This is a genomic window from Mesorhizobium erdmanii USDA 3471, assembly GCF_000472705.1.
GTDB lineage: Bacteria > Pseudomonadota > Alphaproteobacteria > Rhizobiales > Rhizobiaceae > Mesorhizobium > Mesorhizobium erdmanii.
In genome coordinates this window covers 19,951-35,134 of sequence record NZ_AXAE01000040.1, presented here as the reverse complement: position 1 = coordinate 35,134, position 15,184 = coordinate 19,951, and the positions used below count along the sequence as shown (strand labels likewise).

General features: G+C 63.5%; 14 protein-coding genes and 1 pseudogene. 2 read left to right on the top strand and 13 right to left on the bottom strand.

The genetic code is table 11. From position 1 onward, the window contains the following. Window positions 1–203: pseudogene (locus tag A3AU_RS0126400) on the top strand (integrase); the annotation flags it as partial. A 196-nt stretch (window positions 204–399) separates the two neighbouring features. On the opposite strand, the gene ftsH reads toward A3AU_RS0126400, so the two are convergent. From ftsH to ybgC, 9 genes are all read right to left on the bottom strand, one after another. Then, entirely contained in the window at window positions 400–2,325 is a 1,926-nt protein-coding gene (gene ftsH, locus A3AU_RS0126395) for an ATP-dependent zinc metalloprotease FtsH (protein WP_027055557.1), read from the bottom strand. A 122-nt stretch (window positions 2,326–2,447) separates the two neighbouring features. Beyond that, entirely contained in the window at window positions 2,448–3,821 is a 1,374-nt protein-coding gene (gene tilS, locus A3AU_RS0126390; protein WP_027055556.1) for a tRNA lysidine(34) synthetase TilS, read from the bottom strand. A gap of 101 nt (window positions 3,822–3,922) precedes the next feature. Then, complete coding sequence (ybgF, locus tag A3AU_RS0126385) at window positions 3,923–5,050, bottom strand: tol-pal system protein YbgF (protein ID WP_027055555.1); 1,128 nt, start codon at window positions 5,048–5,050, stop codon at window positions 3,923–3,925. A gap of 213 nt (window positions 5,051–5,263) precedes the next feature. After that, on the bottom strand, window positions 5,264–5,770 hold the full coding sequence (gene pal / locus A3AU_RS0126380; RefSeq protein ID WP_027055554.1) for a peptidoglycan-associated lipoprotein Pal: 507 nt from the start codon (window positions 5,768–5,770) through the stop codon (window positions 5,264–5,266). 249 nt (window positions 5,771–6,019) lie between these two features. Beyond that, entirely contained in the window at window positions 6,020–7,324 is a 1,305-nt protein-coding gene (gene tolB, locus A3AU_RS0126375) for a Tol-Pal system beta propeller repeat protein TolB (RefSeq protein WP_027055553.1), read from the bottom strand. A 38-nt stretch (window positions 7,325–7,362) separates the two neighbouring features. After that, window positions 7,363–8,520 (bottom strand): energy transducer TonB family protein, encoded by a 1,158-nt coding sequence (locus A3AU_RS0126370; protein WP_027055552.1) that lies wholly within the window; start codon window positions 8,518–8,520, stop codon window positions 7,363–7,365. A 7-nt stretch (window positions 8,521–8,527) separates the two neighbouring features. Then, complete coding sequence (tolR, locus tag A3AU_RS0126365; protein ID WP_027055551.1) at window positions 8,528–8,983, bottom strand: protein TolR; 456 nt, start codon at window positions 8,981–8,983, stop codon at window positions 8,528–8,530. Window positions 8,984–8,992: 9 nt separating this feature from the next. Then, window positions 8,993–9,703 carry a protein TolQ gene (tolQ, locus tag A3AU_RS0126360; RefSeq protein ID WP_027055550.1) on the bottom strand — a complete coding sequence of 237 codons (711 nt, stop codon included), beginning with the start codon at window positions 9,701–9,703 and terminating at the stop codon, window positions 8,993–8,995. 306 nt (window positions 9,704–10,009) lie between these two features. Then, window positions 10,010–10,480, bottom strand: coding sequence for a tol-pal system-associated acyl-CoA thioesterase (ybgC, locus tag A3AU_RS0126355; protein WP_027055549.1), 471 nt, complete (start codon window positions 10,478–10,480; stop codon window positions 10,010–10,012). Between the two features lie 158 nt (window positions 10,481–10,638). On the opposite strand from ybgC, the gene A3AU_RS0126350 reads away from it, so the two are divergent. Then, complete coding sequence (locus tag A3AU_RS0126350) at window positions 10,639–11,889, top strand: glycoside hydrolase family 5 protein (protein ID WP_027055548.1); 1,251 nt, start codon at window positions 10,639–10,641, stop codon at window positions 11,887–11,889. Between the two features lie 5 nt (window positions 11,890–11,894). Here the strand turns inward: A3AU_RS0126350 and A3AU_RS0126345 are convergent, their stop codons facing one another. The 4 genes from A3AU_RS0126345 to ruvC form a co-directional block, all read right to left on the bottom strand. Then, complete coding sequence (locus tag A3AU_RS0126345) at window positions 11,895–12,791, bottom strand: metallophosphoesterase (RefSeq protein WP_027055547.1); 897 nt, start codon at window positions 12,789–12,791, stop codon at window positions 11,895–11,897. 161 nt (window positions 12,792–12,952) lie between these two features. After that, window positions 12,953–13,990, bottom strand: a complete 1,038-nt coding sequence (ruvB, locus tag A3AU_RS0126340) for a Holliday junction branch migration DNA helicase RuvB (RefSeq protein WP_027055546.1) — start codon at window positions 13,988–13,990, stop codon at window positions 12,953–12,955. 43 nt (window positions 13,991–14,033) lie between these two features. Beyond that, window positions 14,034–14,654, bottom strand: coding sequence for a Holliday junction branch migration protein RuvA (gene ruvA, locus A3AU_RS0126335; RefSeq protein WP_027055545.1), 621 nt, complete (start codon window positions 14,652–14,654; stop codon window positions 14,034–14,036). A 13-nt stretch (window positions 14,655–14,667) separates the two neighbouring features. Then, on the bottom strand, window positions 14,668–15,180 hold the full coding sequence (gene ruvC / locus A3AU_RS0126330; protein WP_027055544.1) for a crossover junction endodeoxyribonuclease RuvC: 513 nt from the start codon (window positions 15,178–15,180) through the stop codon (window positions 14,668–14,670). Window positions 15,181–15,184 lie beyond the last annotated feature (4 nt).

Below are 15,184 nucleotides of genomic sequence, written 5' to 3'. Positions count from 1 at the left end.
CCGTCAAATGGCAGGGCGCCGAAATCTACGTCTCGGCCACGCTGGCAGGCGAGCCGATTGCCATCGAAGAGACTGAGAACGGCGAATGGGCGATGCGCTTCTATGCCCATCCGCTCGGCTTCATCGACCACAAGCACATGAAACTGGTTCGCCGAAGCGCCACACCAACCAAACCGCCTGGCGCGGCGGCGAACCCATCATAAGGGGGAGAACTGTTACCCATGTATCCGGTTCAAACTGGTACCCATCTATCGGCTGGACACCGGCAGGGCAATGAGGGGCGGCGCCGACTTCAACAATTGGTCAACCCTTGGCTGGGCGAACCACCGGCGATGCTCCCCACAAACAAAAACGCTGCGGACAAAGCCGCAGCGTTTGTTGAACTCTATCATCTCCTGCTCAGCTCGATGGCTGCGGCTCCATGCCGCCTTCGGGCTCGGGACCCTTCTTGCGGCGGCCTGATTTCGGCACGGCCGAGCCGCGGCTCGGAGGGGTGTCGTCGCCGAGGTCGCGCGCGGGCTTTTCACCAGCGATCAGCTGCTTGATCTCGTCGCCCGACAGCGTCTCGTATTCGAGCAGACCCTGCGCCAGCGCGATCCATTCCTTTTTCTTCTTGGTCAGGATGGATTTCGCCGTCGAATAGGCCTCGTCGATCAGGCGGCGCACTTCGGCGTCGATGATCTGCGCGGTCTCTTCCGAGATGTTCTGCGTGCGCGCCACCGAATGGCCGAGGAACACCTCTTCCTGATTGTCGCCATAGGCGACATGGCCGAGCTTGTCGGAGAAGCCCCAGCGCGTAACCATGGCGCGCGCCAGCTTGGTCGCCTGCTCGATGTCGGAGGAAGCGCCCGAGGTGATGTTCTCTTTGCCGAACTTGAACTCCTCGGCGACGCGGCCGCCCATCATGATGGCGAGACGCGAGATCATGTATTTGTAGCTCATCGAATAGCGGTCGCCTTCCGGCAACTGCATGACCATGCCGAGCGCCCTGCCGCGCGGGATGATGGTGGCCTTGTGCAGCGGATCGGCCGACGGCACGTTGAGCGCCAGGATGGCGTGCCCGGCCTCGTGATAGGCGGTCAGCTCCTTCTCGGCCTGGGTCATGGCCGACGAGCGCCGCTCAGCACCCATCATGATCTTGTCCTTGGCATCCTCGAACTCGGCCATGGTGACGAGGCGCTTGTTGCGCCGCGCCGCCATCAGCGCGGATTCGTTGACCAGGTTCATCAGATCGGCACCGGAGAAACCGGGTGTGCCGCGCGCCACGACCTTGAGGTCGACGTTCGGCGCCAGAGGCACGTTGCGTACATGCACCTTGAGGATCTTCTCGCGGCCGACGATGTCGGGGTTCGGCACCACCACCTGACGGTCGAAACGGCCTGGACGCAACAGCGCCGGATCGAGCACGTCGGGACGGTTGGTGGCGGCGATCAGGATGATGCTTTCGTTGGATTCGAAACCGTCCATCTCCACCAGCAGCTGGTTCAGCGTCTGCTCGCGCTCGTCATTGCCGCCGCCAAGGCCGGCGCCGCGATGGCGACCGACGGCGTCGATTTCGTCGATGAAGATGATGCAGGGCGCATTCTTCTTGGCCTGGTCGAACATGTCACGCACACGCGATGCACCGACGCCGACGAACATCTCGACGAAGTCCGAACCCGAAATGGTGAAGAACGGCACGTTGGCTTCGCCGGCGACCGAGCGGGCAAGCAGCGTCTTGCCGGTGCCGGGAGGGCCGACCAAAAGCACGCCGCGCGGAATCTTGCCGCCGAGCCGCTGGAACTTCTGCGGATCGCGCAGGAATTCGACGATCTCTTCGAGGTCTTCCTTGGCTTCATCGACGCCGGCGACATCCTGGAAGGTGACACGGCCATGCGCCTCGGTCAGAAGCTTGGCCTTCGACTTTCCAAAACCCATGGCGCGCCCGGATCCGGACTGCATCTGGCGCATGAAGAATATCCAGACGCCGAGGATGAGGATCATCGGCAGCCAGGAGATCAAATAGCCAAACAGCGAATTGGAACCGTCGGTCTCAGGCCGCGCATTGATGGTGACATTCTTGTCCTGCAGCCGCGAGACCAGCTGCGGATCGCCAGGCGAATAGGTCTGGAAGCCAGTGGAATTGTCGGTGTAGGTGCCGGTGATGCGGGCGCCCGCAATGGTCACCGTCTTGACCCGGCCGGACGCCACGTCCTGCAGGAACTGCGAATAGGGCACGTCGCTCGAAGCCCCGCGCGTCTGCGGCGTCTGGAACAGATTGAAGAGAGCGATGAGCAGGACCGCTATGATCGCCCAGAGCGCGAGGTTGCGATAGTTCGGATTCATCAATTGTCCCGTTGGCGCCCGCGGACGGACGGCATCATGAGAGGAAACTTGGGCCTAACATAGGGAGAGCGTCTCCCCTTGCCAAGCAGAACAGCATGTCTGGGTTAAGCTTTCGACCATGATCAGCCGGCACTGTGGCCGCTGAAGGGCGAAGCGGGAAGCGGTGACGCGCCGATCAGTTCGGCGACGGCCCGCGCCGGCGCCAGGTCAAAGGACGGCAGAAAGCGGGAAAACGGCGACACGACCGGCCGCACCGCAAACGGTGGCGGCCCTGGCTCTCCCGGTGGCAAACCCGTGTTCTCAAAGGCTTGCCGGGATGTCGGTTCGCCGGCCAGGGCGGCGTGCATCAGGCTTGCCGGGGTTTGTCCGTCGTCGATCGCCAGGCGCTTCGCCGCTACCGCGCCAAGCGGGGCGATCAACAATGCGTCCGAACTGTCGTTCAAAGTGATGCAGCGGCGGCCATCCCAGACCATGTGGTCGACGGCCGCGGCGGCGGGCGGCAGACCCCGCGCTTCGCGACGCAGGAAGATGCCGGCACGCCGGAAATCGACCACGGTCCGCGACAATGTGGCGCAAAGAAATCCGGCCCTCAACCGATCGAACAGCGCCTCGCTGCGCGCCTGGTCGGGGAGAAAGGCAACGCCCCCGGCGGTGGCCAGCAGGATGCGCAACGCATAGATGGCCGCCCGATCCTCATGCGCCGTGAGCAGGGCGGGATCGAGCCGCATGAGGCCCGTGGCCGGCTGGCGGGCGAAGCGACGGACCAGATCGGCGGCGGCGGCGCCAAGCTGCCTGCGCTCCACGGCGGCCTGGCCAGCAAGCCGCAGCACATCTTGCATATGCTCGGCACCTTCGCCGTCAAGCGCGGCGCGCACGCGCGGCCGCTCGAAGGCCTCGTCGATGTTTGTCGGATCATCGGCCCAGCCGACATGCTGGTCCCGCAGGAAATCGCGAAGCGCTGCGCGCCGCGTGCCCAGGAGCGGGCGAACGATCCACTCGCTCCAGTCATGGACGGTGGCCGGTGCCATGCCGGCAAGCCCACGGCCTGCCATTTCGGCAGACTCCCGGCCCTCATTGCGCGCGCTCCGCATCAGCACCGTCTCGGCCTGGTCGTCCGATGTATGCCCGGTCAGGATCAGGCCGATACCTTCCGCGCGCGCCGCCTCGGCCAGCAGCCGGTAGCGTGCTACCCGCGCTGCCGCCGGCAGGCCGGTCGATGGCTTTCCTCCGGTCCAGACCATGATGCGGTGGGCGATACCGCGCTCCGCGCACAGCTTCGCCACCGCTTGTGCCTCGCTTGCCGAGGCCTGCCGCAAGCCGTGGTCGACCGTGACAGCGAGCAGCTTGGCGGACGGCGCGGTTTGATCGAGATGATGTTTGAGAAGAAGAAGCAGGGCGGTCGAGTCGCTGCCGCCGGACACAGCCGCAACGGAGCCGTGGGTAAAATCGATATGCGAGAAAAGTCTGGTCGAAAGATCGGGCTCAGTCGCGAGCATTAGAGCAATTCCAGAAAAAGTGCGTAACGGTTTTCCGTCCGGAATTGCGTAAAAACAAAGAGTTAGAGCGGTTCCGCGTTTCCATCAAAAGTTGAACCGCTCTAGCAGGCAGCCAGGGCCTTCTCCTGCTTGACGCGTTCCTTGAGTGCATTGGAGATATCGGGGTAGCGCTTGCCGACTTCGCTGAAGGTGGCGCAGGCGACGTCGTGTTGCTTGAGGCCGACCAGCGAGACGCCGAGCTTCAGGAGCATGTCGGGCGCCTTCTTGGCCTTCGGGTAGTCCTTGCTGGCGGCGAGGAAGACTTCGGCCGCGTCGCGGTATTTCTGCTGGCCAAGCAGCGATTCACCCAGCCAGTAATGCGCATCCGCCGTCTTCGCATCGCGGGGGAAGCGCGAGATATGATCGCGAAAACCCTGTTCGGCCGTGCCGTAATCGCCCGACAGAATGAACTGATAGGAATTGCGGTAAAGCTCTTCCGGATCCTTGGTGGAGGGCAGCGCCGCGACGATTGTGCCATTGGACTTGCCGGCCTTGGCCGGAGCGCCGGTGGCCGGCGCGGCATCTTGCATCGGCGCGGTCGACTGGGTGCTGCCGCCGGCGTCGATGACATTGCCGTTCTTGTCCACGGTGATGGAACCAAAGGTCTTCTCCGGCGCTCCGGTGCCGGGGATCACCTTGCCGGGATCGCCATCAGGTGATTCGACGATGACGTCCTCGACGGTCTTGCCGCCGGTCGACTGATCGCTGCCGGCAGCGGCACCGGCATCAGCCGGCGCCTGGCTTGCCGGGGCCGCGGCCACGGCGGTGTTGGTGTCGGTGGTTGCGTCGGACTTCTTCTTCGGCGCCGCCGGTGCCTGTCCGCCCTGCGATCCACCGTGTGAGCCGCCCTCGAGCTGCTGGAAGCGGAACTCGTTGTCCTCCTGCTGTTTGCGGATCTGCTCCTGCATCTGCAGGACCTGGAAATTGAGTTCCTCGATCTTGCCGTTCATCTGCCGCAGCTGGTCTTCCAGGCTGGTGACGGCGGTAGCGTCGGACTGCACCATCTGAACCTGGTTGGGCTTTTTCTTTTCCCCGAAAATGCCGGGCAATTCGATGCTGGGGAGATGGAAGGAAAAGCCGCTGTCGGTCGATTGTCCTGTGCCGCCAGCCCCCGAGCCGCTAGCCAGGGCGGTGAAGCCTGATAGGAGCAGCGCCGCAAGCGTGCCGCTCAGAACCGATCTCAAATGCATGTGCCTCTCGCCGTGTGTCGTTGGTCTGTTTCGCGCCTTCCAACCAGAGTGGGACCAGCCAAGCGCCCCTCGGCTCATAGCAGGGCGCGAGACTTCGGCCAAATTTTGTTTCGGGTGCCACGATATGAAAAAGGCGGCCCGGAGGCCGCCTTTCGCAAAGCTGTGTTGCATTTTTGCCAGTCGGCGCGCCCGCGTCTTCCGACGCGTGGCAACTCAGGAACCGGCGCCGCTCAGCGTGGTGACCGCGCGGCGGTTCTGCGACCAGCAGGAGATGTCGTCGCACACCGCGACCGGACGCTCCTTGCCGTAGGAGATCGTCTTCAGGCGGCCGCCGGCGACACCCTTCGAAACCAGGAAGTCGCGGGTGGCGGCGGCGCGGCGGGCACCGAGCGCCAGATTGTATTCGCGCGTGCCGCGTTCGTCGGCATGGCCTTCGACGACGATGGCGTACTGCTTGTACTTGTTCAGCCACTGCGCCTGGCGCGAAAGCGTCTGCTGGGCGTCGGCACGGATCGAGGTAGAGTCCGTGTCGAAGAAGATGCGGTCGCCGATGTTGACGGTGAAATCCTGCGCCGAGCCGGGCGTTGCGGCACCGGCGCCATTGAGGCCAAGGTCGGCGGCGCTGTTCGGCGTCTTCTTCGAGGCGCAGCCGGTGATGGCAAGCGCTGCCACCAGCGCGATCATGGCCGGGTTTCTGGTAAGTGCTGCGATACGGCCCATGCCGCCTCTCCTTCGTATTTCGAGTGATCGTATTCGAGTGATTTCGTTGATCACCCAGTAACCACGTTTGGGTTAACCGGCTTTCAAGAAACACGGTTAAAATTTGGTTTAGGCTGCCCGTCCGCAACCTCTTGATACAAGGCCACAGTTGGCGCGGACCCTAGGCGGAAATGCGGCCAAAACGCGACGAAGGCGTGGAAAAGGGGCCGAAACGGCCCCTTTTCAGCATGTGTGGCAATTCAGCCGAACCTATTCCAGCAACGGCGACCAAGCCGGATCCGAAGCAAAATTCGCGGTCGGGATCGGCTGCTCGTTGCGGCCGGTCAAATCGACCGAGACCAGCTTGGGGCCGCCATTGGAGTCGCGGAAGAACATCAGCACACGGCCGTTCGGCGCCCAGGTCGGTCCCTCCTGCTGGAAGCCGGAAGACAGGATGCGCTCGCCCGAACCGTCGGTCTTCATGACGCCGATCTGGAATTCGCCACCGGTCTGCTTGGTGAAGGCGATGAGGTCGCCGCGCGGCGACCACACCGGCGTCGAATAGACGCCATCGCCGAAGGAGATACGGGTCTGGCCCGAGCCGTCGGCGCCCATCACATAAATCTGCGCGCGGCCGCCGCGGTCGGAGGTGAACACCACCTTGCTGCCATCGGGCGAATAGGAGGGCGAGGTGTCGATGGCGGTCGAGTTGGTCAGCCGCGTCGTCGAGCGGCTGCGCAGGTCCATGGCGAAGATGTTGGAATTGCCGTCGTCGCGCAGCAGGCTCATGATCACCTTCTGGCCGTCGGGCGAGAATCGCGGCGCGAATGTCATGCCCGGGAAATTGCCGACTAGTTCACGCTGCCCGGTCTCGATCTGCAGCAGATAGACCCGCGGCTGGCCGCTTTCATAGGACATGTAGGTGATTTCCTGCCGGTTCGGCGAGAAACGCGGCGTCAGCACGATCGAACGACCGTCCGAGAGATAGCGCACGTTGGCGCCGTCCTGGTCCATGATCGCCAAACGCTTCTTGCGCGCATTCTTGGCGCCGGACTCGTCGATGAACACGACACGGGTATCGAAATAGCCCTTTTCGCCAGTGATCTTCTCATAGATCGCATCGGCGATGATGTGTGCAACGCGGCGTTGATTGGCGTCGTTGGCGAAGAACTGCTCGCCGGCCAGCTGCGTGTTGCCAAAAATATCCCACAGCCGGTACTGCGCGCGAATGCGGCCATCCGCTTCCTTGCTCACGCTTCCGGTCACCAGTGCCTGCGCGTTTATGACCTTCCAGTCTTCATAACGGGGCGCGGCGTCGGGGTTCGTGATCTTTTCGACAAAGGCGGCCTTGTCGATCGGCGCAAACAGTCCTGACCGCTTCAGGTCGGCCGTGACGATCTCCGATATCTGCGCGCCAAGACCTCCCTGGAAGTCGGGAATGGCGATCGGCATCGGCTCGACATTGCCCTTGTTGACGTTGAGCTCGAGGGTCGCTCGGGCAGGCAAGGTGACGACAGCATTCATGCCCATCGCCATCGCGGCGACCATCAGGAGCGGCTTGAGGATGGATTTCATGTCTTCTCGCTTCTCTTGCTGATTTTTGGGTGCTCAGGCTAAAGGCCAAGCATCGCTCTTGGATCGAAGTTGACGCGAACGTCGGACCATATGTCCTGCTTCCCCGCAGGAACCTGCAATCCGGCAACATCACATTTCTGCACGGCGCGAACCGCGCTGGCGTCGAATTGGGGGTTGCCGCTGGACTTTTCGACAGTCGGGCGGCCTTCCAGCTTGCCTGAGGCGTCAAGGTTGAAGCGGATGACCACAGTGAAATCCTCGGATCCTTCGAGGCCGACCGGAAGGGTCCAGCAATGACCGAGCTGATCCTCCAACGCCCCTTGCTCAGACTTTGACAGCTTCTGACCTTGATCCTTTTCACCGCCGAGCGATGCCTGCTGCGTCGAGCGCTTGGCGCCGCCGCCGGATGGCTTCTGCTTGTCGAGCAGGGCCGAGATTTCGTTCGCATTGAACTGCTTGTCGTCGGACTTCGGCTTGGAAGAGGCTTCCTTGACTGGCTTCTCGGCATCCTTGCGATCCGGCGCCTTGGCGCTTTCGGCCTGTGCCGGTTGCGGCTTCGGCCGCGCTTCCGGCGCCGGCGCCGAGCTCGGCAGCTGCGTTTCTTCGGTCGGCGGATCCTTGGCTATGGCCTCGGCGACGGCATCCGGCTTGACCTCGGGCGTCGGATCGATCGCGGCGGTCTTGTCCTGCGGCGGCGGGGTCGGCGCCGGCTTGGCCGGTGTCGGCTTGGGCTCGGTCTGCTTGACCGGCTCAGGCTTGACCTCTTGCTTGGGTGCCGGCGCCGGCGCCACTTCCGTCGCCGGAATGGGCTTCGGCTTTTCCTGCGGCTTCGGCACGTCTTCTGTCGACGGCTTCTCCTTCGGCGTCGGCGCGGGCGGCGGCGCCGAGGTCATGTCGACGGGCTTCGGCTTGGCTTCCGGCGTTATCGGCTTGTCGGTGTCGACGCTGTTTTCGCCGACCTTCTGCGAAGCCGGCACGATGTCGGGACGCTGCGTCGGCAACGGCGCCGGCTTTTCATGCATTACGGCCTTCTTGTCGCCCTGCAACGTCTGCGCCATGGCCTCCATCGGCACGATATCGACCGCGACCGACTCGACATTGGCGGACGGGAGGGCAGCCGGCGCCGACAGTGTGAACAGGCCGAAGGCCAGCACCGCCGTGTGCAAGATCACCGATGTGGTGAGGCCGGTCTTCATCTCGCGTCTATTGATCCTGTTCCTGCAGTGAAACCAGGCCGATATTCTTGTAGCCAGCGGCCGAAATGCGGGCCATGACCTTCATCGCGGTGCCGTAGTCGGTCGACTTGTCGCCACGGATGAAGATGCGCTCCTCGTAACCGGTCTTCGAAATCGCCTGCAGCTTGGCTACCAGCTCGTCCATCGGGATCTCGGTTTCCTGGAGGAAGATCTTGCCCGTCGCATCGATCGAAACGGTGATCGGCTGCGTGTCGGCGTTCATCGCCTTGGCCTGCGTATCCGGCAGGTCGATGGGCACGCCGACCGTCAGCATCGGTGCGGCGACCATGAAGATGATCAGGAGCACCAGCATGACGTCGACCATCGGCGTGACGTTGATCTCCGACATCAGCGCATGGTGGCGCCCGCGCCGCCTATGACCTCGGCCGCCACGTCCACCACCTACGCCTACAGACATTCCCATGATCGTCCCTCAGGCCTTCGGCGCGACTTTTTCATCGATTTGGCGCGAGAGTATGGCGGAGAACTCGTCGGAGAACCCTTCCATGCGCACGGCTATCTTGCTCGCATCCGATGACAGCTTGTTGTAGGCGATGACCGCCGGAATGGCGGCAAGCAGGCCGATGGCCGTCGCCAGCAGCGCCTCGGCGATGCCGGGCGCAACCACCGCGAGGCTGGTGTTCTTTGAGCCGGCAATGGCCTGGAACGAGGTCATGATGCCGATGACCGTGCCGAACAGGCCGATGAAGGGGGCGGCCGAACCGGTGGTGGCAAGGAAGCCGAGACGCCCCTCCAGCTTCTCCATCTCGCGGGTCAGCGCCAGGTCCATGGCCTTGTCGATGCGGGTCTGCAGCCCAAGCGGCGTCTTGGCGCCCTTCTCGAAGCTCTTCTTCCACTCGCGCATGGCGGCGACGAAAATGGCGCCCATGCCTGTCGTCTTGCGATCGGCGAGCGTGCGGTAGAGCTCTTCCAGCGACTGCCCGGACCAGAAGACCTGTTCGAAGCGGTTCAGCGCCAGCCGCATGCGGCCATAGGCAACCAGCTTGTCGATGATGATCGCCCAGGTCCACACCGAGGCGCAGAGCAGGCCGATCATGACCAGCTTGACCACCCAGCTGGCCTGCATGAACAGGGCCCAAATCGACAATTGCGCGCCCGGTTCGGCGAGTGCGATATTTTCCATCGTTACGTCCTTAAGATTTTCCGGGCGAAGCTGGCGGCTGGCCCATGGCATCCCTTGTGGTCGGTTCGCACGAAGCTACCGGACACCCCAAACCGAGCCGTTAGCGGCCTTTTCAGGGCAAATATTGGTCAAAGGAAGGCGCTGGATAGCGCCGATCTTCACCAATCTCTTCATGAACCGTTATGGTTAAGGATGGGTTAGTAAATAAGGCGCGGCGCATTGCCGCGCCCAGGGCACTGCAAGCAATCATCCAGGCGCGACGCCAGGGCCGGTTGAGATTTGGGTGAGGCCGGTATCACCTGAATATCAGCCCACCCGAGGCATGAACGCCGCCACCCATTCCTTGGGAAAACGCCTCGGCCGGCCATTCTCGCCGATGATCGCCGCCTCGACCCTTGCCTCGACCAGCACCTCGTCGCCGCGCTTGAGCTGCTGTGCCATGAAAATGCGTGCCCCCGAAATCTCGTCGGTGCGGGTGTCGACGGTCAGGATGTCGTCGATGCGAGCCGGGCTGCGGAAGTCGATCTCCATGCGGCGCACCACCCAGACTATTCTCTCGCCATGCTTGCCGTCGGCGAGTTCCGTGTGATGGACGCCGGTGAGCCTGAGATAGTCGGAACGGCCGCGCTCAAGGAATTCGAGATAGCGCGCGTGGTAGACGACGCCCGAGAAATCGGTATCGGCATAGTAGACGCGCGCCATCAGCCGATGGCCGAACGCCGTCAGCGCGCCGGAAAGCCCGGCCAGCAGCGTCGCCGATTCACCATGATCGCCCATTGCGCTTCCTTTTTCCGTCGCGGCAAGGCACCTGTTTTGCGCGTGACCTGAAGCATGATCCCGAAAAGTGGAAACCGCTTTTTGGAAAAGACCATGCTCCAGACAGAAATAGATCAGGATGACGGCGCAACCCAAACGGCATCCTGATCTGACATCGGATGGCACTGTTGACGGCGATGATCAAGAGTTTGATGGCGGCGCTGTTCGTGCTGGTGGCCCTGGCGTTCCCTGGCCAGGCTGCGACTTTTACCATGAAACGCGGCCTCAATCTCGACCAGTGGGTCACCTGGCCCGGCGAGGACCAGTGGGGCGACGCCAAAGCCATCCTGCCCTATCCGGAATGGCGCAGATTCCTCAATCAGGATGATCTCAAGGCGCTCAAGGAAGCGGGCTTCGATTTTCTGCGCATGCCTGTCGACCCCTCGCCGTTCCTGTCCGACCAAACAATGGCGTTCCGGGACGATCTCTATGCCAGCGTGCTGGACTCGGTGCGCATCGTCAACGGCGCCGGCCTGAAGGTGGTCGTCGACATGCATCTGATCCCGGCCGGCGGCAGTCGTAAGATCGGCATGGCACAGGTGATGGACGATCCGCGGACCTTCGACCTTTATGTCGACATGGTGCGCAAGATGGCCCGCACCCTGGCCGCCGAGGATCCCGAAAAAGTCGCCTTCGAATTGATGAACGAACCGATCGTCGATTGCGACAGCGACGGCACCAATCTGTGGCCGGACCGCCAGCGCAAACTGTTCGCCGCGGCGCGATCGTCGGCGACGAAACTGACGCTGGTGCTGACCGGCGCCTGCTATTCCGCCGCATCATCCCTGGAGAAGATTGATCCCAGGGCGATCCCCGATGACAACGTCATCTGGACTTTCCATTCCTATGATCCGTTCCTGCTCACCCACCAGGGCGCGACCTGGGCCGGCGACTTCATCCCCTATGTCACCGGCTTGCCCTATCCGTTGACTTCGGTGCCGAAGACGCAGCTCGATGTGACGCTCGACACCATCCGCGCTCGCATCAAGTCCGAGGCGCCGTGGACACGGCAAAGCGGCCTGCTTGCCTATCTCGACGAGCAGGTCGCCAGCATGGACAGTCCCGAAAAGCTGCTCGGCCTCATGGATGCACCGTTCGAAAAGATCGAGGCGTGGGCGAAGGCCAACGGCATAAAGTCCGAAAACGTCACGCTCGCCGAATTCGGCATGATCCGCCAGGAATATGGCAATGCCTATGTGATGCCGGCGCGGTATCGTGCTGCCTATGTCAGGGACATGATCGGGCGCGCCGAGGCGCACGGCTTCTCCTGGTCGGTGTGGAGCTATGGCGGCGCCTTCGGTATCGTCGATGCCTTCAACGGCGACAAGGCCGAGCCGGATGTGATGGACGTGATCCGCTCGCTTCCCTGAAGCAATCAACCGAGATCGATCTGCAGGATCTCCGGCCGCATGCCGAAACGCACCGGCATGATGCTGAAGCCGAGCCCGCCTGAGACGATCAGATTACGGTCGTTCTCGACGACATGGCCATAGGCGTAACGATTGCCGTAGCGCGACGGCACGACGGGCGAATAGCCGAACAGCCGCACCTGCCCGCCATGGGTGTGGCCGGACAGGGTCAGCGAGACCCGCCGCGGCACGGTGGCGAAAATGTCGGGCTCATGGGCGAGCAGGATGACAGGTGCGGTGTCGCCGACCTTTGCCAGCGTGCCGTCGAGATCATCCAGCCCCGTCAATCCGGGACGTTCCGCGGTCGGCAGCAGGGCCTGTTGGTCGGCCAGCCCGGCGATCCACACGCCGTGGCCATCCTTCTCAAGGCGCACGACATCGTTCTCCAGCACCGAGATGCCGACCTTCTCCAAGGCCTTGCGCGCGATTGTCGGGCCGGCTCCGGCCCGCTGCGCGAAGCCGTCGTGCCACCAGTCGTGATTGCCGAGGATCGACAGCACGCCGAGCGGCGCCTTGAGGCCCGACAGGGCCGATGCCCATTGCGATGGCGTCACCGGCCCCGTCACCATGGGCATGCCGGAGATATAATCGCCAAGCAGCACGATCACGTCCGGTTGCAGCGCATTCGCGTCCTGGACAAGCGCGGCAATCCGGTCCGGTGTCATCCAGGGCCGGCAGGCATGAATGTCGGCAAGGGCCACGACGCGCAGCTTCAGGCCATCGGGCCAGTGCGGCGGCGTCAATGCGTAGCGCTTCACATGCGTCAAAAGCATCGGCTCGATGCCGACCGCATAGGCGCCGAGCGCGGCGGCCGTCAGGAACGACCCGCCGATAAAGCGCAGGAACCCGCGTCTGGTTATCATTCTATGGCCCCGGCCCATGGATCGCGGCGGCATGCCACGAGACAGCGCCGATAAAGTCCACGATTGCGCCGGCAAATCGGCAAAGACGAGTAGATTTTGCGCAGGCCCGTTCACTGATGCTTGATCACCGGTTCGGAACCCGCGCCTGATCGCTCCAGCGGCTATTCCTCCTGGAACAGGTTGATCTGCTGCTGCGCCAGGTCCTTGGGCGCATCGAGGCCGAGATGGCGCCAGGCATTGGCCGTCAGCATGCGGCCGCGCGGCGTGCGCTGGATGAACCCCTGCTGGATCAGATAGGGCTCGATGATGTCCTCGATGGCGTCACGCGGTTCCGAGAGGCCGGCGGCGATCGTCTCGATGCCGACCGGCCCGCCGCCGAAATTGCGCGCGATCATTGAAAGATACCGGCGGTCGAGCGCGTCGAGGCCGAGCGCATCGACCTCAAGCCGGGTAAGTGCCTCGTCGGCGACCTGGCGGTTGACATGGCCGTCGCCCGCGACCGAGGCGAAATCGCGCACACGTCGCAACAGCCGGCCGGCGATGCGCGGCGTACCGCGCGCGCGCCGCGCGATCTCCAGCGCGCCGTCGTCGCCGAGCGGCATTTGCAGGATGCGGGCGCCGCGGCGCACGATCTGCTCCAGTTCCTCGACGGTGTAGAAATTGAGCCGCACGGGAATGCCGAAACGGTCTCGCAGCGGATTGGTGAGCAGGCCAAGCCGCGTGGTGGCGGCGACGAGGGTAAAGCGCGCAAGATCGATCTTGACCGAACGCGCCGCCGGTCCCTCGCCGATGATCAGGTCGAGCTGGAAATCCTCCATCGCCGGATAGAGGATTTCCTCCACCGCCGGGCTCAACCGGTGAATCTCGTCGATGAACAGCACATCGCCTTCTTCGAGATTGGTGAGCAGTGCGGCGAGGTCGCCGGCCTTGGCGATGACCGGGCCTGAGGTCGAGCGGAAATTGACGCCGAGTTCACGCGCCATGATCTGCGCCAGCGTCGTCTTGCCCAGCCCCGGCGGCCCGACGAACAGCACATGGTCGAGCGCCTCGTTGCGGCCATTGGCGGCCTCGATGAACACTTTGAGATTGGCCCGCACCGCCGCCTGGCCGACGAAATCGTCGAGCGTCTGCGGCCGCAAGGTCTGCTCGGCATCCTCGCCGCGTTTTTCGGGAGCAATGAGGCGGGGCGACAGGCTCATGCTGTCTTCCTTGCATATGGCAAGGAACCGGGCAAGCGAGCCCTCACCGCGCCAGTTCCTTCAACCCGAAGCGGATCAGCTTCGAGGCATCCGCGTCCTCGCCCGCCGTCTTCAGCGCCGCCGCAACCGCATTGGCGGCGGTATCGCGTGAATAGCCGAGATTGACCAGCGCCGAGACGGCGTCGGTGATCGGCGCGGCTGCCACGCCTTCGCCAAGCTCCTGCTTCAGCCCGATCGTACCGGAGGCCGAACCCGCATAGGCCGGCGCCTTGTTCTTCAACTCGGTGACGATGCGCTCGGCCACTTTCTTGCCGACGCCCGGCGCGCGCGAGACCATGGCGATGTCGCGCAGCGCTATCGCATTGGCGAGGTCGGCCGGCGCCAGCGTCGACAGGATGGCCAGCGCCACCTTGGCGCCGACTCCCTGCACATTGCTCATCAACAGCCGGAACCATTCACGCTCCAGCGCCGACTGGAACCCGTAGAGCCGGATCATGTCCTCGCGCACATAGGTCTCGATGAACAGCACCACCGCCTCGCCGGGTGAAGGGAGTGCGGCCAGCGTGCGCGCCGAGCAATAGGCGACATAACCGACGCCGTGGATATCGACGAGGCAGTGATCCTCGTCGATCTCGTCGAGCGTACCCTTGAGTTTGCCGATCATTTCCGACAGCCCCTCATGACGCCAATGCCGCCATCCGATAGGCAGCGCTCTGCCGGTGATGCGCATGGCAGATCGCGATGGCCAGCGCATCGGCGGCATGTTCGGTATCGAAAATGGCTTTTGGCAGCAGCACCTTCACCATCATGTGGATCTGTTTCTTGTCGCCATGGCCAACGCCGATGACGGCCTTCTTCACCGCGTTGGGCGCGTATTCGGCGACGACCAGGCCGGCGCGCGCCGGCACCAGCATCGCGATGCCGCGCGCCTGGCCGAGCTTCAGCGTCGCTACCGCATCCTTGTTGACGAAGGTCTGCTCGACGGCGGCCTCATGCGGCATTGCCGCATGCAGGACTTCGGCAAGCCCATCATGCAATTGGCACAGCCGCGTTGCCAGCGCCGCCTTGTCTTCGGAACGTACGGTGCCGGACGCGACGAAGCGCAAGGAATTGCCGAGGCTTTCGACGATGCCCCAGCCGGTGCGCCTGAGCCCCGGATCGATGCCAATGATGCGAATCGTGTCCCCCATCCTG

Coding starts and splice junctions, on each gene's coding strand:
- ftsH (WP_027055557.1), bottom strand. CDS start 2,325: ATGAATCCGAACTATCGCAACCTCGCGCTCTGGGCGATCATAGCGGTC.
- tilS (WP_027055556.1), bottom strand. CDS start 3,821: ATGCTCGCGACTGAGCCCGATCTTTCGACCAGACTTTTCTCGCATATC.
- ybgF (WP_027055555.1), bottom strand. CDS start 5,050: ATGCATTTGAGATCGGTTCTGAGCGGCACGCTTGCGGCGCTGCTCCTA.
- pal (WP_027055554.1), bottom strand. CDS start 5,770: ATGGGCCGTATCGCAGCACTTACCAGAAACCCGGCCATGATCGCGCTG.
- tolB (WP_027055553.1), bottom strand. CDS start 7,324: ATGAAATCCATCCTCAAGCCGCTCCTGATGGTCGCCGCGATGGCGATG.
- A3AU_RS0126370 (WP_027055552.1), bottom strand. CDS start 8,520: ATGAAGACCGGCCTCACCACATCGGTGATCTTGCACACGGCGGTGCTG.
- tolR (WP_027055551.1), bottom strand. CDS start 8,983: ATGGGAATGTCTGTAGGCGTAGGTGGTGGACGTGGCGGCCGAGGTCAT.
- tolQ (WP_027055550.1), bottom strand. CDS start 9,703: ATGGAAAATATCGCACTCGCCGAACCGGGCGCGCAATTGTCGATTTGG.
- ybgC (WP_027055549.1), bottom strand. CDS start 10,480: ATGGGCGATCATGGTGAATCGGCGACGCTGCTGGCCGGGCTTTCCGGC.
- A3AU_RS0126350 (WP_027055548.1), top strand. CDS start 10,639: ATGGCACTGTTGACGGCGATGATCAAGAGTTTGATGGCGGCGCTGTTC.
- A3AU_RS0126345 (WP_027055547.1), bottom strand. CDS start 12,791: ATGATAACCAGACGCGGGTTCCTGCGCTTTATCGGCGGGTCGTTCCTG.
- ruvB (WP_027055546.1), bottom strand. CDS start 13,990: ATGAGCCTGTCGCCCCGCCTCATTGCTCCCGAAAAACGCGGCGAGGAT.
- ruvA (WP_027055545.1), bottom strand. CDS start 14,654: ATGATCGGCAAACTCAAGGGTACGCTCGACGAGATCGACGAGGATCAC.
- ruvC (WP_027055544.1), bottom strand. CDS start 15,180: ATGGGGGACACGATTCGCATCATTGGCATCGATCCGGGGCTCAGGCGC.